Below are 20,024 nucleotides of genomic sequence, written 5' to 3'. Positions count from 1 at the left end.
GGCTTTTGTCGTGCAACGATGAAAGCCCATGCCGCGAAGTCGTCCCGGCTCAACAAGGAAGAACAAACATGGCACTCATAGAAATCAAGGTCCCGGACATCGGTGACTTCGAGTCGGTTGCAGTCATCGAACTGCTGGTCAAGCCCGGCGACACCGTCAAGGCCGAGCAGTCCCTCATCACGGTCGAGTCCGACAAGGCCTCCATGGAGATTCCTTCCAGCCACGCCGGTGTGGTCAAGGAGCTCAAGGTCAAGATCGGCGACAAGGTCGCCATGGGTTCCGTGGTGCTGATGCTGGAGTCGGCCGATGCGGGCGCCAGCGCGGCACCCGCGGCAGCCCCGGCGCCTGCAGCGGCGCCCGCCGTGGCCGCACCTGCCGCCGCACCGGTGGCGGCAAAACCCGCCGCGGCCCCCGCGCCCGTGGCCTCTCTCGTCGTACCCGCCCACGACCCCTCGGCCCCTAAGGGCCAGTTGCCGCACGCCAGCCCCTCGGTGCGCAAGTTCGCGCGCGAACTCGGCGTGCCGCTGGAAGAGGTAAAAGGCAGCGGCCCCAAGGGCCGCATCGTCGACGAAGACGTCAAGCGCTTCACCCAATCCGTGATGAGCGGCGCGGCGCGGACCCAGGCCATGGGCACGGCTTCGTCCGGTGGTGGTGATGGTGCCGGCCTGGGCTTGCTGCCCTGGCCCAAGGTCGACTACGCCAAGTTCGGCCCGATCGAGCGCAAGGAGCTGTCGCGCATCAAGAAGATCAGCGGCGCCAACCTGCACCGCAATTGGGTCATGATCCCGCACGTCAACAGCTACGAGGACGCCGACATCACCGAGCTGGAAGCCCTGCGTGTGCAGCTCAACAAGGAGAATGAGAAGGCGGGCATCAAGGTCACGATGCTGGCTTTTGTCATCAAGGCGGCGGTGGCAGCGCTCAAGAAATTCCCCGAGGTCAATGCCAGTCTCGACGGCGAGCAGCTGGTCCTGAAGAACTACTGGAACATCGGCTTTGCGGCCGACACGCCCAATGGCCTGGTGGTGCCCGTGCTCAAGAACGCCGACCAGAAGGGCCTGCTGGAGATCTCTGCCGAGATGGCCGAACTCTCCAAGAAGGCGCGCGATGGCAAGCTGAGCGCTGCCGACATGCAGGGCGGCACCTTCTCGATCTCCTCGCTGGGTGGCATCGGCACCACCTACTTCACGCCGCTGATCAACGCGCCGGAAGTGGCCATCCTGGGCCTGTCCAAGAGCGCGATGAAGCCGGTCTGGGACGGCCAGGCCTTCCAGCCGCGTCTGATGCTGCCGCTCTCGCTGTCGTATGACCATCGTGTGATCGATGGCGCTGCGGGCGCACGTTTCAACGCCTACCTGGCCCAGGTGCTCGGCGATTTCCGCCGTGTCATGCTGTAAGGAAAACCGATGGCACTCATAGAAATCAAGGTCCCGGACATCGGTGACTTCGAATCGGTCTCCGTGATCGAGCTGCTGGTCAAGCCCGGCGACACCATCAAGCCCGAGCAGAGCCTGATCACCGTGGAGTCCGACAAGGCCTCCATGGAGATCCCGGCCAGCCAGGGCGGTGTGGTCAAGGAGCTCAAGGTCAAGATCGGCGACAAGGTTGCTGAAGGTTCGGTGGTCCTGCTGCTTGAGTCGTCTGCGGCTGCCGCACCGGCTCCCGTCGCAGCGGCGCCTGCTGCTGCAGCGCCCGCCGCCCCCAAGGCCGCGACATCCGCGCCTGCGGCGGCCAGCTTCGGCGGCAGCGCCGACCTGGACTGCGATCTGCTCGTGCTCGGTGCCGGCCCCGGCGGTTACTCGGCCGCCTTCCGCGCGGCCGATCTCGGCCTGAAAGTCGTGCTGGTCGAGCGTTATGCCTCGCTGGGCGGCGTCTGCCTCAATGTAGGCTGCATCCCGTCCAAGGCCCTGTTGCACGTGGCCGCCGTGATGGACGAAGTCAGCCACATGAGTGCGCTGGGCGTGGACTTCGGCAAGCCGGTGCTGAACATCGACAAGCTGCGTGGGCACAAGGAAAAAGTGGTGGGCAAGCTCACCGGTGGCCTGGCCGCCATGGCCAAGATGCGCAAGGTCACCATCGTGCGGGGTTACGGCGCCTTTGTTGGCCCCAACCACGTGGAAGTGGAAGAGACCAGCGGCACGGCGCAGGACAAGACCGGCAAGAAACAGGTCATCGCCTTCAAGAAGGCCATCATTGCGGCCGGTTCGCAGGCCGTGCGCCTGCCCTTCATGCCGGACGATCCGCGGGTGGTCGACAGCACCGGCGCGCTGGCGCTCAAGGAAGTCCCCAAACGCATGCTCATCCTGGGCGGCGGCATCATCGGCCTGGAAATGGGCACGGTCTACAGCACCCTGGGCGCGCGCCTGGACGTGGTGGAGATGATGGACGGCCTGATGCAGGGTGCCGACCGCGACCTGGTCAAGGTCTGGCAGAAGATGAACGCGCCGCGTTTCGACAACATCATGCTCAAGACCAAGACGGTGGGCGCCAAGGCCACGCCCCAGGGCATCGAGGTGACGTTTGAAAGCGCCGAGCCGGGTGGGGCGGTTCCGCCACCCCAGACCTACGACCTGGTGCTCCAGGCCGTCGGCCGCACGCCCAACGGCAAGAAGATCGCCGCCGAGAAGGCCGGCGTGTCCGTGACCGACCGCGGTTTCATTCCGGTGGACATCCAGATGCGCACCAATGTGCCGCACATCTTCGCCATCGGCGACATCGTGGGCCAGCCCATGCTGGCGCACAAGGCAGTGCACGAGGCGCACGTGGCGGCCGAGGTGATTGCCGGCGAACTGCAGGGCAACAAGGAACTGGCCTCGGCCGCCTTCAACGCCCGTGTGATCCCCAGCGTGGCCTACACCGATCCGGAAGTGGCCTGGGTGGGCCTGACCGAGGAGCAGGCCAAGGCGCAAGGGGTGAAGGTCAAGAAGGGCCTGTTCCCCTGGACGGCTTCGGGCCGCGCCATCGCCAACGGCCGCGACGAAGGCTTCACCAAGCTGCTGTTCGACGAGGAGACGCACCGCATCGTCGGTGGCGGCATCGTGGGCACGCATGCGGGCGACATGATCGGCGAGATCGCGCTGGCCATCGAGATGGGTGCCGACGCCGTGGACATCGGCAAGACCATCCACCCGCACCCCACGCTGGGCGAAAGCATCGGCATGGCGGCGGAAGTGGCACACGGTTCCTGCACCGACGTGCCTCCGGCGCGCAAGTAGACGGCTGTTGTCGCAGAACCAGACGCGCAAGGCTCGTCTGGCTTATCCGATGCCGCCATGGGCGCCATCGTCATGCGGCGCATGGCCTAGCGGGTGCGCATGGTCTCCAGCCAATCCACCGGAAGCGCAAAGTTGAGGTTTTGCCCCAGCTTGGTCTGGAACGTGGTGATGCCGATGAGACGCCCCTCGGCATCGAACAAGCCACCCCCGGATGATCCCGGCGAAATGGCTGCAGAGGTCTGAATCACGGTGCCATCGGGTGTCTCGCGCAGTGCCGAGATCAGCCCCTGACTCAGTGTTCGGTCGAGCCCCTGCGGAGCACCGATCGCATAGACCGTCTGCCCCACCTGCAGGGTTTTCGTGCTGCCACGCCTGACCTCAGGCACGGACAAACCCTCCACCTGCAGGATGCACAGATCCAGGTAAGTATCCGAGGTGCCACTGGAGGCGCTGAACTCGGAGGCGCCAGATTTGACTTTGACGGTGATGGCGCGATCGATCACATGGCAATTGGTGATCACGGTCTGCTGGCCGATCACGACCCCACTGCCACGACTGTAGGGCTGGCCGTTTGCATTCATGGATTCGACCACGACCACGCTGGGTGCTGCTGCCGCATACAGCGTTTCGGGGTTGACAGCATTCGCTGCCGTGCTCGGCAGGTTCGGGGCGGGTGTGGCTGGTACCGGGACGGTCTGCTCGACGACGACGTAGGTGGGGCGTTTCGCCGGGGCCGCAGTGGTCTTGGCCTTTTTTGCCAATAGCCAGGCGCTGATGCCCAGAGCCAGAAGGCCGATCAGCAACGTCAGTACAAGTCTGACGTGCCTCAAACCCCCACTGGACTGTTCAACGGGGAGTTGCCACGAGTCCAACGGTGCACTTTTCTCGCGTTGCCTGGTGTCATAGGCGGCGCGGGAGACAGGGTTGCACAGCACTTCACGTGCATGGCGCAAGACGACTTTGGTGTTGTGATCTAGGGCCTCATCCAGCTTCCTGGCGCACACCGCGGCAATGGTCTCTGCGTTTTCCTCGGGCGTTACGCCCAGCAAGGCATACAGATCACGTGTCAACGCCTGGACTCCGTAGCCTGACAGGAGCGCATGGCTTTTTTCGACTTCTCTTCGATGAAGGGCGTTGGCTGGTTGCGGTTTTTCATGGCCTGCTGAACCTCCTCGTAGGTCAGGGTGTTGGCCAGAGTTTCGCCAAAGCATTCGCACACATTGCGCGGCCCGGTGCAGCTCATCATCACACCCCTTTTGAATTCGCTTTTCTCTTCGTCCGACAAAGGGTTGTAGCCTGCGCCGCGGCCCATTACCTTTTCTGCCGTGGCGGCGCTTGTAGGGCAGGGGATGTCGGAAAAAGATACCCTGCCCTTGGCATCGGTGCACTTGTATGCGGCTGCGTGTGACGCGACCGGAAGCGCCATGGCCAGACCGATGATCCACATGAACTTAGAAGACATGGTACGCAGCACCCCGGGCGTTGATAGATCAATCGTACAAAGTGTACAAGTAAAGATTCGTCCGGCTGTCCCATCTGCCAGAGTGGACTTCTGTGGTGGCGGAGTGGCGCGTGGTTTTGCACCGACGTGTTTACCAACACGCAAACAAGCCGGTCGCTCGTTGCGAAACATGGCCAGTGACGAAAGCGTTGGCGGGCTTCTTCCTCGCTATCGGCCAAGCAGGCCTTCGAATTGCGTGACGTGGCCCTCAACGTGCATGTGACGGCCATGCCCTATGTGCGCTGTCGAACAGTGAATTGAGTCCGGGGCCGATACATTGAATGAGCCGCACAGGTGACAGGAAGCGGGGACGCCGCTGACTGCGGCAAGAGCACCGGTAGCCCCACGCTGGGCCAGAGCATCGACCCACCGCCAGATCTTTTCGCCTTCAAGAACTCGGGCGTCTTGTAGCGCCTTTTTTTACTGTCCATCCCCCTGGAGGCCATGCCCCTGGGGGTTGGCCATGATCCTGCTTTTTATGTTACAAAAGGTTACACTGGATTACATCGAGTTACAAATAGTGGAGTGTGAAAAGGGCGACCCGGTTTCATGAACTGCGAAACGTGAAGAAGGCGCTCTCGAAGAGCTGACCTGAAGGGGAAAAATGAGATACGTACGTTGGATGTTGGCAGGCGCACTGCTCCTGTCGGCTTGTGGTGTGCAGGCACAAACGGTGGTTCCGCCGGCGACGGCCGAGCCTGGCCGCCTGCGCGAGCGATTCGACGCACCGGCGGCGGCATCGACGGAAACCCGACTGCCCGAACTCAAAGGGGCCACTGACGCGGTGTTGCCAGAGGCCGTGAAGGCCTTGCGCGTCACGCTGCGCACGATCCGGGTCGAGGGCAGTACGGTGTACACACCGGCGCAATGGCAGGTGCATACCGGCCCCTACCTCGAGCGCGAAATCAGTGGCAGCGACATCTTTGCCCTGGCGCAGGCCCTGACGGTGCAATACCGCAACGACGGCTATTTCCTGTCGGTGGTGATCGTGCCGCCGCAGTCGCTGGCCGAGGGCACGCTCACCCTGCGCGCGGTCGAGGGTTACGTGGCCAGCGTGCGGATCGAAGGCGACCCGCGCGTGCGTCCGCAGCTGGAGGAGATCGCCGCGAAGATCCAGGCCTCCCGGCCGCTGTCGGCCCAGGTGCTGGAGCGTTACCTGCTGATCGCCAACGATTTCCCCGGCGTGCGGCTGCGCAGCGTGCTGTCGCCATCGCAGACGGTGGGGGCTGCCGATCTGACGCTGATCGCCAGCGTGAAGGAGGTGGAAGGTTTTGCCTCGATCGACAACTACGGCACCCGCTACCTGGGGCCCAACCAGGCCACGGTGGGCGTCACCGGCAACCAGTTGCTCGGTGTCAACGACCAGTGGCGTTTCATCGGCGCGGGTACGGGCAATACGCAGATGTCCTTTGCCCAGCTCTCCTACAGCCAGGTGCTGAATGGGGAGGGGCTGGCGCTGGGGCTGTCGGCCTCGCAGGCACGCACCCAGCCGGGCGACACCCTGCGTGCCTTCGATGTCCGTGGCTACTCGGATGCCATGGCACTGACACTGAGCTCACCCTGGCTGCGCACCCGCAACCACAGTCTGCTGGCGCGCGTGACCTACGACCAGGCCGATATCCGCAGCGAGATCCTGGGCGCGCGCGTGAGCGACGACAAGATACGCGCCCTGCGCACCGGGCTGACCTGGCGCCGGCTGGACGCGCTCGATGGGCAGAACAGTCTCGATGTCGACTTCAGCCGGGGTCTGGGCGGGACGCAGGGGGGTGATGTGCTCAAGAGCCGCGTCGGCGCAGATGGGCATTTCAGCAAGCTGACCTTCGACTATGCGCGTTACCAGCCGCTGGGGGGCCGTTGGGGCCTCACCACGGGACTGGCCGGGCAGTGGACCGCGGATACGCCGCTGCTGTCCTCCGAGCAGTTTGCCCTGGGTGGGCGCCGTTATGGCCGTGCCTACGAGGCCGCAGAACTGGTGGGGGATCGGGGGCTGGCCTTGCGGTTGGAGCCGCGTTATGCCGTGCCGGTGGGTGGCAGCGGGCTGCGCTCTTATCACCTGTTCAGCTTCTACGACATCGGCGAGGTCTCCAAGGTCGGCAACCAGTCTGCCAGCACCCCGGTCAGCCAGAGCCTGGCGTCGGCCGGGTTCGGCACCCGTCTTTTCATGGCCGGGCCGGCGACGGCCCAGTTTGAAGCCGCCTGGCCCCTGACCAAACCGGTCGCCAGTCTCCCGGATGGCGGCAAGGCCGTGCGCCTGCTGGCCTCACTACTGATCCAGTTCTAGCCTGATCCAGGTCTAGCCAACGGACCGTGCTTGCGAACCAACTCCTGAAAGGTTCACGATGACGAGCCAACGATTTCACTCCCTTGCCCACGGGCGGCGCACGCGTCGTGGTATGCCTGCGGGCATGACCCTCAAGACCCTGCCACTGGCCGTGGCCTTGTGCTTCTGCACGCCGGGCCGGGCCGACATCAACCCGTCCATCGCCGGCCTGCCCATGGGCGGCACGGTGGCCGCGGGCAGTGTGGCCAGTGACCTGACGGGCAACAAGCTCACCCTGACCCAGACCGGCAACCGGGCGATCATCGATTGGACATCCTTCAATATCAACGCGGGGAAAACGGTCGAGTTCGTGCAACCCAGTGCCAGCGCGGCCGTACTGAACCGAGTCTCGGCCAGCGCCGGTTTGTCCGAGATCTATGGCACCTTGTCTGCCAATGGCATGGTGCTGCTGATGAACCCGAACGGCGTGCTGTTCGGCAACGGGGCGACGATCAACGTCGGCTCCCTGATCGCGTCCACGGGAACGGTCAGCGTCAGCCCCTTCATGGACGATGTCAACAGCGGCGTCATCACCATCACCGGCGCCACCGGCAGCGTGCGCAACGAGGGCAGCATCACCGCCAACAACGCGGGCCTGGTGGCCCTGGTGGCGCCTTCGGTAGTGAACCACGGCAACATCACGGCCACCGGGGGGCGGATCGCCCTGTCCGGGACCGACCGGGCCACGGTGACACTCAACGGTGGCCTCTTTGAGTTCGCCCTGCCAACCGGCGCGATCGGTACCAGCGTGTCCAACGACGCCGGCGCCAGCCTGGTGGGGGCGCAGCTGCTGATGACCACCGGCGACGCCGCCAACCTCCTGTCCGGTGTCATCAACCTGGAGGGGGTGCAGCAGGCCAGCAGCACCCTGGTGGTCAACGGCGACGTGGTGCTGCTCAAGTCTGCGCTGGATGCGCCCACGGTCAGCGGCAGCTCGAATCGCATCGAGGTCAGCCCGGGGGCGCGCGTGCGCGACGCGGTCAGCATCGCCAAGACCGGTACACCCGGTGCCGGTGCGACGGTGGTCCTCAAGGCCGGCGACCATACCGAGCAAGTCGCGCTGAACAAGGCGAACCTGAGCTTGTTGGGGGAGACCGGCGCCAGGCTGTTGGTGCCCGATGTGGCCGAGGTCAACGGCATCACCCTCAGCGCCGCCAACGTGGCCGTGGAAAACCTGGAAGTCGTCGGGCCGCTGAACCAGCCGTACTACGATTACTACGCCACCTCGCGGCCCAACATCAGCCGCGGCATCGTGGTGGCCGATGGCATCACCGGCTTCACGATTCGCAACAACAACCTGCACGATCTGCGCACCGGCATCCTGATCCATGGCCGCAACAGCACGGGCAGCGTCAGCGGCAACCGCATCGAGAACACCAAGAGCGGCATCTCGGTGCAGTACACCGACGCCAGCGGCATCGCCATCACCGGCAACAGCGAGGGAACGGTCGGCAACGAGTGGGGCCTGAACCTGCACCTCAACGGTCACATCGTGGGCGGCACGATCATCAGCAACAGCACGCCCATCGCCGCCGCGCCCACCCTGAGCTGGCAACAAAGCCTGCTGGGCCTGAGCAGCGCCAACGGCGGTTGGGCAGTGCAGGACCAGGCCTACACCGCGTCCAACCGCACGCAGGTGCAGGTCGCAGGCAGCGGGTCGGCCAGCAACCAGGGCAGCCGGCTCACGCCGGTCAACACCGTCCAGAGCGGCATCAACGCGGTGGTCAGCGGCGGCACGGTCAAGGTGGCCTCGGGAAGCTACACGCAGGCCTCGACGCTGAATGTCAACAAGCCCTTGACGCTGATCGGTGCCGGTGAGGCAACGACGACCATCGATGCCAGCGGGATCACGACCCCTTATGGCATGTCCGTCAGTGCCGATAACGTCACCCTGCGCGACTTCACTTTTTACGGGCCCTCGGCTTTCTATCCTTCGGCCTACGGCATCAAGGTCTCACCCGGTGGAGGTGCCGAAGCGCGCCTGCGCAACTTCACCATCATGAACGTCACCAGCCGCGGCGCCGGCAAGGCCGAACTCGACCTCAACGGGGTCGATGGCGCCCTCATCGACCATGTCACCCTCAACGGCGCGCCGGTCGGCAACGACGCCGGCAGCAGCCAGGGGGCGGGATTGCAGATTACCGACAGCGCCAACGTGACGGTGCGCTACAGCGCCACGCTGAACAACGCCTGGGGCGGGGTGGCGCTGTACCAGGCCAACCGCAGCTACAACCAGCGGGCCAACAACATCAGCATCGAAGGCAACAACCAGTTCAATGAAGTCAACCCGGTGTACCTGCAGGACGAGTCGGCGCTGCATGATTTCGGCACGCTGAACATAACCGGCTTCGGCTACGCCGTGCGCAATGCGGCCAGTGCCGGCAGCAGCCAGTACACCTGGCTGCAGGCCACGCAGCAAAATGCCTACGACTTCGCCGTCAATGTGCCAGGGGTGTCTTCCAGCACCATCCAGGGCTGGGATGGCAGCTCCCGCACGCAGAACTTCGAAGTCGGCGTCGGTTACCTGGTCGGTGGCGGCACGCAGGCCATGTCGATTGCGACTGCGATCAGCCAGTCCGGCAGCGGCGCCCGGATCACGATCGGGCCCGGCAGCTACAGCGAAACCGTGAGCCTCGACAGCCGGCGCAACCTCAGCTTTGCCGATGCCACCGTGCAGGGGCTGGAGCTTCAGGCCGGTGCGGCCGACTCCGGCATCGGCGGCCAGGTGACGGCCCAGGGGGCGGGCGGCATCCGTTTCCAGGCACCGGTCCGGTTGCTGGCCGACACCCGGCTGGCCACGACCGGCGCCGACATCCAGCTCGACGGCCACATCAGCAATGCCGCTGGCGGGGCCTACAGCCTGACGCTGGCCGCGGGCTCGGGCAGCAACCGCGGCAACGTGAGCATGCGCAGCGGTGGCACGGAAAGCAGCCCGCTGGAACAATTCGACGTCAGTGCCAACCGCTACAGCCTGAGCGACACCCTGTGGGTCCAGCGCTACCAGATCAACGCCCTGGGCCTGGTGGCGCTCAGCAACCATACCCTGCGCGCCCTGGATGTCGCGGGCAACAACACGCTCACCACCAGCGGCGACGTGACGGGCAGCACCATCAGCCTGGGCAATGTGGCAGTGCAGAGCAGCGGCGATGTTTCGGCCAATGTCAGCGCCGGCGGTGATGCAACAGTGGCCGGCAACAACATCACGGGCACGATTTCGGGTGCGGACGTGGCCGTGACGGCGCAGGGGAGTGCGAACGTGGACGTCGTGGCGACGCAGACGGCCACCCTGAGCGGTGACTCCGTGGTCGGCTCCGTCAGCGCACCGGCGGCGGTGGTCGATTCGGGCGGTGGGGTTCAGCTGACGCTGAATACCCAGACGGCCACGGTGCATGCCGATGGGCCGGTCAATCTGTCCGGCGGCTCGTCCAACCTCAGCCTGGACGCGCCCGGCGGCAGCGTCAGCGGCAATTTCAGCCAGGTCAGCAATGCCGGTGACGGGGTCTTCACCGTCAATGGCCGGCCGGAGGTCGGCCTGAGCCTGGCGGACAACACCGGTATCAACCGCGTGGTGCCCGATCGCTCATCGGTCACGGGCAATGTGTCGTCCGACACGGCGGTGGACAACGCGCGGCCCGGTGGCGGCGTCTTTGCCCTGCTGGAGGGCGTGCAGATGGCACGCAGCGCGCCGTCGCAGGCTGGTGGTGCGATCGACCGTGGCCAGTCGGTGGAGATCGACCTGTCACCCGGAAATGAGAAGGAACCAAAGTAGCCCCGACCACTCCAACAGTCGTGGCTTGGCGTGCGAGTCCAATGATGCTAGATTTCGCAACAGGGTCCCTGTTGACCTGACCTCTTGATACTGGAGTGAGATCGTGATGAAAAAACTGGGATGGTGTTGTGGCCTGCTGGTCGCTCTGGCCTGGCCGGCGGTGCATGCCGAGGAAGAGCGTTTCGTCGACAAGGCCGCGCGTACGACCAAGAAAACCGGCGAGGTGGCCGAGCAAGGCATCCAGAAAGGCGCGTCCGCCGCTGACAAGGGGGTGGGCAAAGCCTTTGGCACCGTCAACGAGAAGGTGCTCAAGCCTGCCGACACCTGGATCCAGAACAAGGTCAACAAGAAGGGCAGTGCGGAGAAACCGGCGGACAAATAAGCCGCCGTCACACGCCGCGCGCAACCCTGAGGGCGTCAGCCCTCAGGGTTTATTTTTTGCCGTAGATGAAGTCCATGACCACCGCGTGGAAACGCTCGGGCTGTTCCAGATGCGGCACGTGGCCCACGCCGTTGAATTCCTTGAGTACCGCGCCCGGGATGCGCTGCTGTGCGTTACGTCCCATCAGGGGGAAGTTGCCCATGGGCTTGACCACCTCGGGCGGCGCGAACCGGCGGCCGAAGACCGTGCGGTCGTTCTGGCCGATGACCAGCAGGGTCGGCACCTTGAGCTGGGGCAGCTCGTTGTAGATCGGCCCGTCGTAGATCATCTGGTAGGTCAGGGCCGAGACGAGGGCGAAGTGCGGGTAGTCCCCGCTGAATTGCACGCGCGCGAACTGCTCCACGAAACGCTCGAACTCGGGTTTCCAGACCGGGAAGTAGCCCTTGACGAAGTTGCGGTAGCTCGCCGGCGTCTGTGCCATCTCCAGCTTCACGAGGTTGGGTGTCTGCTGGGGCGGGATGCTGGCCACGTAGTCTTCCAGGCCCAGCGGGTTTTCCAGCACCAGGGCGATCACGCGGTCCGGGTAACGACGCGCGAAATGCACACCCAGCATGCCACCCATGCTGTTGGCGATGACCGTGACCCGGTTGAGCTTGAGGTGGTCCAGCAGGCGTGCGGTGTTCTCGGCCAGCATGCCGAAGGTGTAGCGCATCTCGGGCTTGGACGACTTGCCGAAGCCGATCTGGTCCGGGGCGATCACGCGAAAGCCGTAGGTCGACATGGCGCGCAGGGTGTTGGCCCAGTAGTCCGAGCCGAAGTTCTTGCCGTGCAGGAGAACGATGGTCTGGCCGTTGGGATTCTGCGGCTTGACGTCCATATAGGCCATGCGCACCGGCCGGCCCTCCACCTCGAACTGCAACATCTGCACCGGATAGGGATAGGCCCAGTTCTCCATGGCCGCGCCCAGCGGCTCTGCGCCGGCGTAGGTGGGCTGGCTGGCTTCCTGGGCCAGGGCCCAGAGGCTGCTGCCGGCCAGCAGCAGGGTCGCGGTCTGGCGCAGGAGTCGGTGCAGGGCAGGTCGCATCATTTCGCCTCGTTGATCATCAGGGTGGTTTTCTCGTCGACTTCCCGGGCCACCTGGCCCAGGGCCGGATCCTGGGAGAGCATGGCCAGCATGTCGGTGGGCTTGATCATGCCGATCCTGGTCTTGCCTTTTTCGGTGTAGACCGAAATGCGGCAGGGCAAGGCCATGTTCATCTGCATGTCGGCGGCCAGCACCTTGGCAGCCTGGGCCGGATTGCAGACCTCGAAGACGCGGCAGTTCTCGGTGAAGCTCAGGCCCTTGCTGCGCAGGGTGTTGCCGATGTCGTGCACGTGCAGCACGCCGAAGCCATGGCGCTTGACGGCAGCGTCCAGATCGGCGGCGGCCTGTTCGAAGGATTTGGCGGTGTCAACGGTATAGAACATGGAAATTCCTCATGGAGGTTAGCAGGGAAAAGGCATTGTGCCGGATTCCCCCGGAGGTATGCGAATCCTGCCTCCGCAGCGTGGTGCTGACTCAGTAGTTGGTATAGACGTGAGCCGGCATCGTTGCGGCCTGAGTGGGCGCGCGAGCGGGGGCCTGGCCCGTGACACGCCGGGCGCCATCAAAGCGCCGGTCCCAGTAGTTCACGCGCATGTCCTCGATGCGCACGGCCGCGCCCGGTTTGGGGGAGTGGATGAACTTGTGGTCGCCGACGTAGATGCCCACATGGCTGTAGGTGCGGCGCAGGGTGTTGAAGAAGACCAGGTCGCCAGGCTGGAGCTCGGTGCGCTCGATCTGATGCGTGGCGGCCGCCTGTTGCGCCGCATTGCGCGGCAGCATCAGGCCCAGCGTCTGCCCGACCACGGCCCGCACGAAACCACTGCAGTCGAAGCCCGAGTCGTAGGTGTTGCCGCCGCGGCGGTAGGGCACGCCCAGTGCGCCCATGGCCGCCACCACCAGCTCGGACATGCGGTCCATCGGCTGGTTCGCGCTGGCGGGATAAGTCGTGCTGGCCGGGGGCGGCTCGGTGCGCACCGGCGCCGGGCCAGCTTGTGCCGGTGCCGGGATGCCACGCGCCGGGGCGTCCACCAGACCGCGTGCATTGAGGAAGCGGTCCAGTTCATCATCGCCCGCGCCGCTGGCGCCGGCAGGTGCACAGGCAAGCAGACTCAGCAGCAGGGCGATACAAACGGTACGCATGCGGTTAGCATAGTGCGGTGCCAGTGTCGGTGTCAATTAAAGCTTTTTCATCAAAAACAGCCTAAGTGACTGATTTTAAATAGATATTCATCGAGAACTCCTTCATGTTCAAAGCGCTCGTGTTGGACAATGCCAACGGATTCACGGCCTCCCTGCAGCAGATCGACGAAGCCAGGCTACCGGCCGGCGAGGTGACGGTGGCGGTGCAGTACTCCACGCTCAACTTCAAGGACGGCCTGGCCATCTGCAACAAGGGGCCGGTGGTGCGCAACTGGCCCATGGTGGCCGGCATCGACGGCGCCGGCACCGTGCTCGAATCCAGCCACCCGGCCTGGAAGGCGGGTGACGCTTTTGTGCACAACGGCTGGGGCGTGGGCGAGACGCACTGGGGTTGCCTGGCCGAGAAGGCCCGGCTCAAGGGTGACTGGCTGGTCAAGCTGCCAGCCGCCTTCACGCCAAGACTGGCCATGGCCATCGGCACGGCCGGCTACACCGCCATGCTCTGCGTGCTGGCACTGGAAGACCATGGCGTCAAGCCCGGCACAGGCGAGGTGCTGGTCACCGGCGCCACCGGCGGCGTGGGCAGCGTGGCCATCGCCCTGCTGGGCAAGCTCGGTTACCAGGTGGTGGCCGCCACTGGCAAGGCGGCCGAGGCCGACTATCTGAAAGCGCTGGGCGCCAGCGCCATCATCGACCGCGAAGAACTGGCCAAGCCCGGCAAGCCTTTCCAGAAGGAACGCTGGGCCGCGGTGGTCGATGCCGTGGGCTCGCACACCCTGGCCAATGCGTTGGCGCAGACGCGCTACGGCGGCGTGGTGGCGGCCTGCGGCCTGGCCCAGGGCATGGACCTGCCCACCACGGTGATGCCTTTCATCCTGCGTGGCGTCACGCTGGCCGGCATCGATTCCGTGATGGCCCCTTTGCCCAAACGCCAGCGCGCCTGGGACCGCCTGGCGCGTGACCTTGACCCTGCATTGCTGGAGCGCATGGTCGAGGAAGTGCCGCTGGAGGACGCGATCGCCAAGGCCCAGCAACTCATGGCTGGCCAGGTGCGCGGCCGTGTGGTGGTCCGCATCGCCTGAAGGAGACAAGATGCTGCTCGAACTCGATGATTCCCAGCTGCTGCTGGTGGACTACCAGGGCAAGCTGATGCCCGCCATCCATGAGGGCCTGGCCGTGCTGGCCAACGCCAGTCGCCTGGCGCAGATGGCGCGCCTGCTCAAGGTACCGGTTTTCGCCACCGAAGAGAACCCCGCAGGCCTGGGGCCCACCGTGCCCGCGCTGCAGGCCCTGATCGCCCAGGCCGGCGGCAAGACCTTTCCCAAGATGTCCTTCAGCGGCGTGGCCGATGGCTTGGCCGAACTGCTGCGTCCGCCGGCGCGTGCGCCGCAAGGCAACGCGCGCAGCCTGCCCAAACATCTGCAGAAGCCGGCCCAGCCGGCAGATGGGCGCAACACCATTGTTCTGGCCGGTTGCGAGGCGCACGTCTGCCTGTTGCAGACGGCGCTGGACCTGCTGGACGACGAGTTCGAGGTCTGGGTCGTGACCGACGCCTGCGGTTCGCGCAGCGAGCGCAACCGTGATGCGGCCTTCGACCGCCTGGCCGGTGCCGGTGCCGAACTGGTGACGACCGAGATGGTGGCCTTCGAGTGGCTGCGCTCGGCCGAGCATCCGGCGTTCGCGGACGTGCTCCAGGTGGTGAAGGCGGGCGCCTGATGCCCGGCGTGTGCAAAGGCGGATCATGAAACGTGTTCTATCGGCAGGTCTGTTCGTGCTGCTGGCTGGCAGCGCCGCCGCGCAGGCCACGCCCCCGGCGGCAGCCAGCCCGGCCCCGACGGCCGATGGCAGCTATGTGGTCGATCCGCGCAGCAAGCTGGCCTGGCCCCGCTGTGTGGAGGGCATGGCCTGGAACGGGAAGACCTGTACCGGGCAGCCGCGTGAGATGACGTATGGCGAGGCCGTGGCCCTGGCCACGGCACGCTTCAAGGCCGAGGGGGTGGCCTGGCGCTTGCCGCGCCTGACGGAGCTGCGACGCTGGGCCGCCAGCGAGCAGGGCAAGGACTTGTTCCCGGCCGCACCGCAGGACTGGTACTGGACCAGCACCTCACGCATCGATACCACGCAGTCCAACCCCTACCATTACGGCAACATCCAGCAGGGACGCGGGGGCACTCAGGACAACCTGGGTGTCCAGCAGGGCTGGGCGGTGCACATGGGCACTGGCGAGGCGCGTGGCGATGTGGGTCGGCGCACGCCGCTGGTGGTCCGGCTGGTGCGACCACAGTTCTGAGCCAATACGTTTTCGGCGGGAGGCTCCTCCGGCAAACTTGGCGCGCGCAATCCGGGTCGGGTTTTTGCTGGTTTTCTGCTGGCGACCCATGGGGCGCAGGCCGCGGGCTACAGCGATCGTTTGGGGCTGCCTTGCATTTGGAGCCTCAATTTGCATGGGCATATCTGTGGTCTGAATGTCACATGGCAGGTGGTAACTCGGGTTGGATTTGGCCGGGCCGGCGCGGATTCCTAGACCTGCGCTATAGGATATATCCGTCAACTAACTAGATAGGGGAGCAACGAGACATCATGAATATTTCCATATTCATTTCCAAACTCAGTCTGATATTTTTTGTGTCGCTGGGGACAGCAACTGGGACCATCGCCCAGCCCGTGAGTCAGAACAAGGCCCCGTCCACGGCAGACAGGGCCGCGGTCGAAGTGGATTTCTGGAAATCTGTGGAGCGCATGGACACAGCCGATGCGTACGCAGCGTATCTGGATGCTTATCCTAACGGGCGTTTTGCCCTCCTCGCACGGTTAGCGATGAAGCGTTCATCTGGCAACGTACAGCCCACGATCGCCAGTACAGCTCCAGTGACCCCAACATTGGGAATCAGTGCGCCCGCAGTGGCGGCCACCATCACGCAGCCCCAGGTCTCTACTGCCGCAGGCAGGCTCAACGCATGGGCCGAGCCAGCTTCCGGGGCCATACCTCTTGGTGCTGGCCACAGGGTCCGGGGGCCAGGGGTGATCACGGTAGGTCGCTTGGGTGCCAGGAAACAACTGCCCATTCCCGAAGGGGAGTGGGTGGTGGTCGCAGCGACAGATCATGACAGCGATACTCAGCCCAGATATACGACAACCTCGACCTCAAGTGGTCCTGGTGCGGTCAAACTGACAACGCTGACGCTGGCCCAGTTCGAGGGGACAACAGCCAAATCCTTGCTTGTTGCGACGTTCAATCGCATAGTGAACGATATGCCCCGTTTCAGCTGGAAAGGCGCTGAGCAGTGCGCTGCGGCTGATCAGGCCCAAAACCCCGAATACCACCATATCCAAAGCAGCAGAAGCCTAAATCTTTGCGTACAACTCCGCCATGAGCCCAATGGGGGTATTCAGGCCGTTTTTGTGCCGGCACACCGCAAGGAGATCAACCAGAACTTGGACAAGCTCGGAGGGCAGTTGGGGGCTTTCAATACTGAGTTGGAGCTCTACTTAGTGGACCGGTATGGCGCCTATATGCGCATCACTCGACTCGATTGCACGGAGGCTCAGCGGGGCCGCCCGGCCTGTGGTTTGCCGGGGAACCAGCCGGTCGGCCTTGCGACGCAGGTCACTTGGTCCAAGGCTTATGCGCAGCAGGCATACACAGGATTTGATCGCAATTTGGCGCTGCTCGAACTCAGTTCCCAGGCGGCGATGGGCAGCACGAACTGAGTCCGGTACGCTGATCGTCAAGCGCAAGCTCGGAGGCGAGAAAACAAAAGCGCCCTCATGGGCGCTTTTTGCTTAAGGCTGAAGAGGACTATTTGCCGTGTTTGGCGATCAGGTCCTTGGCGCTTTGCAGCAGTTTCTTGCCGTCGAAGCCGCGCTTGTTCATGTCGGCCACCCACTCGTTGTCCACTTCGCTGGAGCGCTTGACAAACTCCTGCGCCTCGGCATTGCTCAGCGTGTAGATGGTGTTGCCGCGCTCGACTGCCGGCTTGCGGCCCGGGATGTCGCTGGCCTGCTGCTGCTTGCCCAGCCAGCCCGAGGTGGCCAGGCCGGAGTTGTTGTCGATGACCTTCTTGAGGTCCGGTGCCAGCGACTCGTACTTGGCCTTGTTCATGGTCATGACGAAGGTCGTGGTGTACAGGCCCGTGTGGCCGGCCGGGAACTCGGTGTGGAACTTGGTGAGCTCGTGCACCTTGACGGCCGGCACCACTTCCCAGGGGATCACGCAGCCATCGATCGTGCCCTTGGACAGCGCGTCCGGGATCTGCGGCAGCGGCATGCCTACCGGCGTGGCGCCCACGGCCTGCAGCAGCTTGGTGACCTGGCGGGTCGGGCCGCGCATCTTCAGGCCCTTGAGGTCGTCCGGGGTCTTGATCTGCTTGGCCTTGGTATGGAACATGCCGGGGCCGTGCACGTGCAGGGCGATCGGGTGTGTGTCCTTGAATTCGTCGACCGCCACGGTCTGCACGTATTCCCAATAGGCCTTGGAGGTGGCCTCGGCGTTGTTGAGCATGAAGGGCAGCTCGAACACCTCGATGCGCGGGAAGCGCCCGGCGGTGTTGCCCGGCAGTGTCCAGACCACGTCGACCACGCCGTCGCGGGCTTGGTCGTAGAGCTGCACCGGCGTGCCGCCCAGCTGCATGGCCGGATAGGCCTCGAACTTGATGCGGCCACCCGATTCCTTCTCGACCTTGTCCATCCACGGCTTGTGCATGGTGTTCCAGACGGCCGACATGGGGGACATGAAGGTGTGGAACTTGAGCGTCACGCTCTGCTGGGCCAGGCCCAGGGTCGGGACACCGAGTGCTGCAGCTGCAGCGGTGGATTTGAGCAGGGTACGGCGCTGGATCATGGTCTGTCTCCTCTTGAGGGTTCAGACTGCACCTTAGCCGAAATTCACATTGGCCCGTGCTGGGGCTTTCCCTCAAATCTAGGGACCCTCTGCAGAACTCGCGTTGCGCGCGGCGTGGATTTTGCGGGATGAGCCGCAAGGCGCAAAACCCAAGGCAAGCCTGAACGGCTTGCCTGGTTTTGCAACGCTACGGATCGCCCGCAAAACCACGCCCCTTCGGGTTCGAACCAAAACGGGCCCTTTGCCCACCAAACCCCTTGCGTGTGCTGGAGCACACGCTGCGTGGTGTTGGCGGCCAAATCATCCCGTTTTGGACTCGAACGCGCATGACGGGAGTTCTGCAGAGGGTCCCTGGCTGTTATGCCGCTGGCGTGCGTTCGCAGCGGCTAGCCCACGTACTTCACCAGCCACAGGGAAACGGCCGGGAAGAACAGCAGCAGCAGCGTGCGCAGCACGTCGCTGATGAGGAAGGGCATCACGCCGCGGTAGCTCTCGCTGATGGGCACGTCCTTGGCCATGCCGTTGACCACGTAGACGTTCAGGCCCACGGGTGGCGCCAGCAGGCCGAAGCCCACCGTCATCAGCACCATGATGCCGAACCAGATGGCCACCGATTCAGGGGGCATGCCGAAATCCAGGCCCATGACCATGGGGAAGAAGATCGGGATGGTCAGCAGGATCATGGACAGTTCGTCCATGACTGCGCCCAGCACCACGTAGAGCAGCAGGATGGCGGACACCACCATCAGCGGCGGCAGGCCCCAGCCGCCGACCACGCTGGCCAGCTGGGCCGGTACCTGCGTGAGCGTGAGCGCAGAGTTCATCAGGTCGGCGCCGATGAAGATCATGAAGATCATGGCCGAGCTCTCCGCCGTGGCGTAGAAGCAGTGCGCCAGCTTCTTGAGCGTCAGCTCGCGCAAGGCCAGGGCCATCACGAAGGTGGCCGCTGCGCCGACCGCCGCACCCTCGGTGGGCGTGAAGATGCCGCCATAGATGCCGCCGAAGACGATCAGGAAGATCAGCGCGATGGGGATGACCCCCTTGAGCGACTGCAGCGTGATCTTTTCAGTGACCACGTCCTTTTCCGGTGCCTGGCCCGGCACCAGGCGCACGTAGACCGCGATGGCGATCATGTAGCCGGTCATGGCGATGAGGCCCGGCACCATGGCCGCGGCAAAGAGCTTGGCGATGTTCTGCTCGGTCAGGATGGCGTAGATCACCAGCGGGACGGAGGGCGGGATCAGGATGCCCAGCGTGCCGCCGGCGGCCAGGGTGCCGGTGGACAGGCGGCCGGAATAGCCGTGGCGCTTGAGCTCGGGCAGGGCCACCGAGGTGATGGTGGCTGCCGTGGCCACCGAGGAGCCGCAGATGGCACCGAAGGCCGCGCTGGCCAGGACGGCGGCCATGGCCAGGCCGCCCTTGAGGCGCGACATCACGGCGCTGGCAAAACCGAACAGGGCCTTGGAAATGCCGCCCTGGGTGGCGAAATGCCCCATCAGGATGAACAGCGGGATCACCGACAGGTCGTAGCTGGCAAAACGCGCGAAGGCCTGGGTATTGAGGAAATTGGACAGCGGCAGCCAGCCGGCCTGGGTCACGTAGCCGATGGCCCCGGCCACGAACATGGCGATCGCAATCGGGATGCGTACCGCCATCAGCAGCAGCATGATGCCGAAGATCATCAGGGTCAGGGTCACGGGGGTCATATGCTGGCCCCCACGCTTGCCACTGTGTGTGCTGCGCTGCCCCCCGAGGGGGCTGAGTCCCGCGGCT

The 20,024-nt window shown here is 64.6% G+C and carries 16 protein-coding genes; 9 read left to right on the top strand and 7 right to left on the bottom strand.

The genetic code is table 11. From position 1 onward, the window contains the following. Positions 1-68: 68 nt before the first annotated feature. Together aceF and lpdA are read left to right on the top strand one after the other, a co-directional pair. A complete protein-coding gene (gene aceF, locus AO057_RS12730; protein ID WP_082605551.1) occupies positions 69-1,397 on the top strand; it encodes a dihydrolipoyllysine-residue acetyltransferase in 1,329 nt (442 codons plus the stop codon). A gap of 9 nt (positions 1,398-1,406) precedes the next feature. Then, entirely contained in the window at positions 1,407-3,215 is a 1,809-nt protein-coding gene (gene lpdA / locus AO057_RS12725; protein ID WP_057676308.1) for a dihydrolipoyl dehydrogenase, read from the top strand. 86 nt (positions 3,216-3,301) lie between these two features. Here the strand turns inward: lpdA and AO057_RS17555 are convergent, their stop codons facing one another. Together AO057_RS17555 and AO057_RS17550 are read right to left on the bottom strand one after the other, a co-directional pair. Next, positions 3,302-4,285, bottom strand: coding sequence for a trypsin-like peptidase domain-containing protein (locus tag AO057_RS17555; RefSeq protein WP_168163373.1), 984 nt, complete (start codon positions 4,283-4,285; stop codon positions 3,302-3,304). Further along, positions 4,282-4,677 (bottom strand): DUF4124 domain-containing protein, encoded by a 396-nt coding sequence (locus AO057_RS17550; RefSeq protein WP_168163372.1) that lies wholly within the window; start codon positions 4,675-4,677, stop codon positions 4,282-4,284. The genes AO057_RS17555 and AO057_RS17550 overlap by 4 nt, the downstream gene beginning before the upstream one ends. Before the next feature lie 643 nt (positions 4,678-5,320). On the opposite strand from AO057_RS17550, the gene AO057_RS12710 reads away from it, so the two are divergent. From AO057_RS12710 to AO057_RS12700, 3 genes are all read left to right on the top strand, one after another. Further along, positions 5,321-6,997: a ShlB/FhaC/HecB family hemolysin secretion/activation protein gene (locus tag AO057_RS12710; protein WP_082605548.1), complete on the top strand. Its 1,677-nt coding sequence runs from the start codon at positions 5,321-5,323 to the stop codon at positions 6,995-6,997. A 124-nt stretch (positions 6,998-7,121) separates the two neighbouring features. After that, entirely contained in the window at positions 7,122-10,805 is a 3,684-nt protein-coding gene (locus tag AO057_RS12705) for a beta strand repeat-containing protein (RefSeq protein WP_057676304.1), read from the top strand. 106 nt (positions 10,806-10,911) lie between these two features. After that, positions 10,912-11,187, top strand: coding sequence for a hypothetical protein (locus AO057_RS12700; RefSeq protein WP_057676303.1), 276 nt, complete (start codon positions 10,912-10,914; stop codon positions 11,185-11,187). 49 nt (positions 11,188-11,236) lie between these two features. On the opposite strand, the gene AO057_RS12695 is transcribed toward AO057_RS12700, so the two are convergent. The 3 genes from AO057_RS12695 to AO057_RS12685 all read right to left on the bottom strand — a co-directional run bounded on the left by AO057_RS12695 (position 11,237) and on the right by AO057_RS12685 (position 13,411). Further along, on the bottom strand, positions 11,237-12,274 hold the full coding sequence (locus AO057_RS12695; protein ID WP_205630022.1) for an alpha/beta fold hydrolase: 1,038 nt from the start codon (positions 12,272-12,274) through the stop codon (positions 11,237-11,239). Next, entirely contained in the window at positions 12,271-12,654 is a 384-nt protein-coding gene (locus AO057_RS12690) for a DUF302 domain-containing protein (protein WP_057676301.1), read from the bottom strand. The genes AO057_RS12695 and AO057_RS12690 overlap by 4 nt, the downstream gene beginning before the upstream one ends. A 91-nt stretch (positions 12,655-12,745) precedes the next feature. Continuing rightward, a complete protein-coding gene (locus tag AO057_RS12685) occupies positions 12,746-13,411 on the bottom strand; it encodes a C40 family peptidase (RefSeq protein WP_057676300.1) in 666 nt (221 codons plus the stop codon). Positions 13,412-13,515: 104 nt separating this feature from the next. Here AO057_RS12685 and AO057_RS12680 point away from each other — a divergent pair, with 104 nt between their 5' ends. The 4 genes from AO057_RS12680 to AO057_RS12665 all read left to right on the top strand — a co-directional run bounded on the left by AO057_RS12680 (position 13,516) and on the right by AO057_RS12665 (position 17,122). Then, positions 13,516-14,493, top strand: a complete 978-nt coding sequence (locus AO057_RS12680; protein WP_057676299.1) for an acrylyl-CoA reductase (NADPH) — start codon at positions 13,516-13,518, stop codon at positions 14,491-14,493. A gap of 10 nt (positions 14,494-14,503) precedes the next feature. Beyond that, positions 14,504-15,127, top strand: a complete 624-nt coding sequence (locus AO057_RS12675) for a hydrolase (RefSeq protein ID WP_057676298.1) — start codon at positions 14,504-14,506, stop codon at positions 15,125-15,127. A gap of 25 nt (positions 15,128-15,152) precedes the next feature. Then, positions 15,153-15,701 (top strand): Lcl domain-containing protein, encoded by a 549-nt coding sequence (locus tag AO057_RS12670; RefSeq protein ID WP_057676297.1) that lies wholly within the window; start codon positions 15,153-15,155, stop codon positions 15,699-15,701. A 290-nt stretch (positions 15,702-15,991) separates the two neighbouring features. Further along, entirely contained in the window at positions 15,992-17,122 is a 1,131-nt protein-coding gene (locus AO057_RS12665) for a hypothetical protein (RefSeq protein WP_057676296.1), read from the top strand. Between the two features lie 88 nt (positions 17,123-17,210). Here AO057_RS12665 and AO057_RS12660 read toward each other — a convergent pair whose 3' ends face one another. Beyond that, complete coding sequence (locus AO057_RS12660; RefSeq protein ID WP_057676295.1) at positions 17,211-18,251, bottom strand: TRAP transporter substrate-binding protein; 1,041 nt, start codon at positions 18,249-18,251, stop codon at positions 17,211-17,213. Positions 18,252-18,637: 386 nt separating this feature from the next. After that, on the bottom strand, positions 18,638-19,957 hold the full coding sequence (locus AO057_RS12655) for a TRAP transporter large permease (RefSeq protein WP_057676294.1): 1,320 nt from the start codon (positions 19,955-19,957) through the stop codon (positions 18,638-18,640). Positions 19,958-20,024 lie beyond the last annotated feature (67 nt).

Origin of the sequence: Curvibacter sp. PAE-UM, assembly GCF_001432305.1 — a bacterium.
Classification (GTDB): domain Bacteria; phylum Pseudomonadota; class Gammaproteobacteria; order Burkholderiales; family Burkholderiaceae_C; genus Hylemonella.
The sequence above is the reverse complement of the archived record's forward strand: the minus strand, read 5'-3'. Positions and strand labels throughout refer to the sequence as shown.

Bases quoted from the DNA above. Each gene is read 5' to 3' on its own strand.
- aceF (WP_082605551.1), top strand. From the start codon at position 69: ATGGCACTCATAGAAATCAAGGTCCCGGACATCGGTGACTTCGAGTCG.
- lpdA (WP_057676308.1), top strand. From the start codon at position 1,407: ATGGCACTCATAGAAATCAAGGTCCCGGACATCGGTGACTTCGAATCG.
- AO057_RS17550 (WP_168163372.1), bottom strand. From the start codon at position 4,677: ATGTCTTCTAAGTTCATGTGGATCATCGGTCTGGCCATGGCGCTTCCG.
- AO057_RS12710 (WP_082605548.1), top strand. From the start codon at position 5,321: ATGAGATACGTACGTTGGATGTTGGCAGGCGCACTGCTCCTGTCGGCT.
- AO057_RS12705 (WP_057676304.1), top strand. From the start codon at position 7,122: ATGACCCTCAAGACCCTGCCACTGGCCGTGGCCTTGTGCTTCTGCACG.
- AO057_RS12700 (WP_057676303.1), top strand. From the start codon at position 10,912: ATGAAAAAACTGGGATGGTGTTGTGGCCTGCTGGTCGCTCTGGCCTGG.
- AO057_RS12695 (WP_205630022.1), bottom strand. From the start codon at position 12,274: ATGATGCGACCTGCCCTGCACCGACTCCTGCGCCAGACCGCGACCCTG.
- AO057_RS12690 (WP_057676301.1), bottom strand. From the start codon at position 12,654: ATGTTCTATACCGTTGACACCGCCAAATCCTTCGAACAGGCCGCCGCC.
- AO057_RS12685 (WP_057676300.1), bottom strand. From the start codon at position 13,411: ATGCGTACCGTTTGTATCGCCCTGCTGCTGAGTCTGCTTGCCTGTGCA.
- AO057_RS12680 (WP_057676299.1), top strand. From the start codon at position 13,516: ATGTTCAAAGCGCTCGTGTTGGACAATGCCAACGGATTCACGGCCTCC.
- AO057_RS12675 (WP_057676298.1), top strand. From the start codon at position 14,504: ATGCTGCTCGAACTCGATGATTCCCAGCTGCTGCTGGTGGACTACCAG.
- AO057_RS12670 (WP_057676297.1), top strand. From the start codon at position 15,153: ATGAAACGTGTTCTATCGGCAGGTCTGTTCGTGCTGCTGGCTGGCAGC.
- AO057_RS12665 (WP_057676296.1), top strand. From the start codon at position 15,992: ATGAATATTTCCATATTCATTTCCAAACTCAGTCTGATATTTTTTGTG.
- AO057_RS12660 (WP_057676295.1), bottom strand. From the start codon at position 18,251: ATGATCCAGCGCCGTACCCTGCTCAAATCCACCGCTGCAGCTGCAGCA.
- AO057_RS12655 (WP_057676294.1), bottom strand. From the start codon at position 19,957: ATGACCCCCGTGACCCTGACCCTGATGATCTTCGGCATCATGCTGCTG.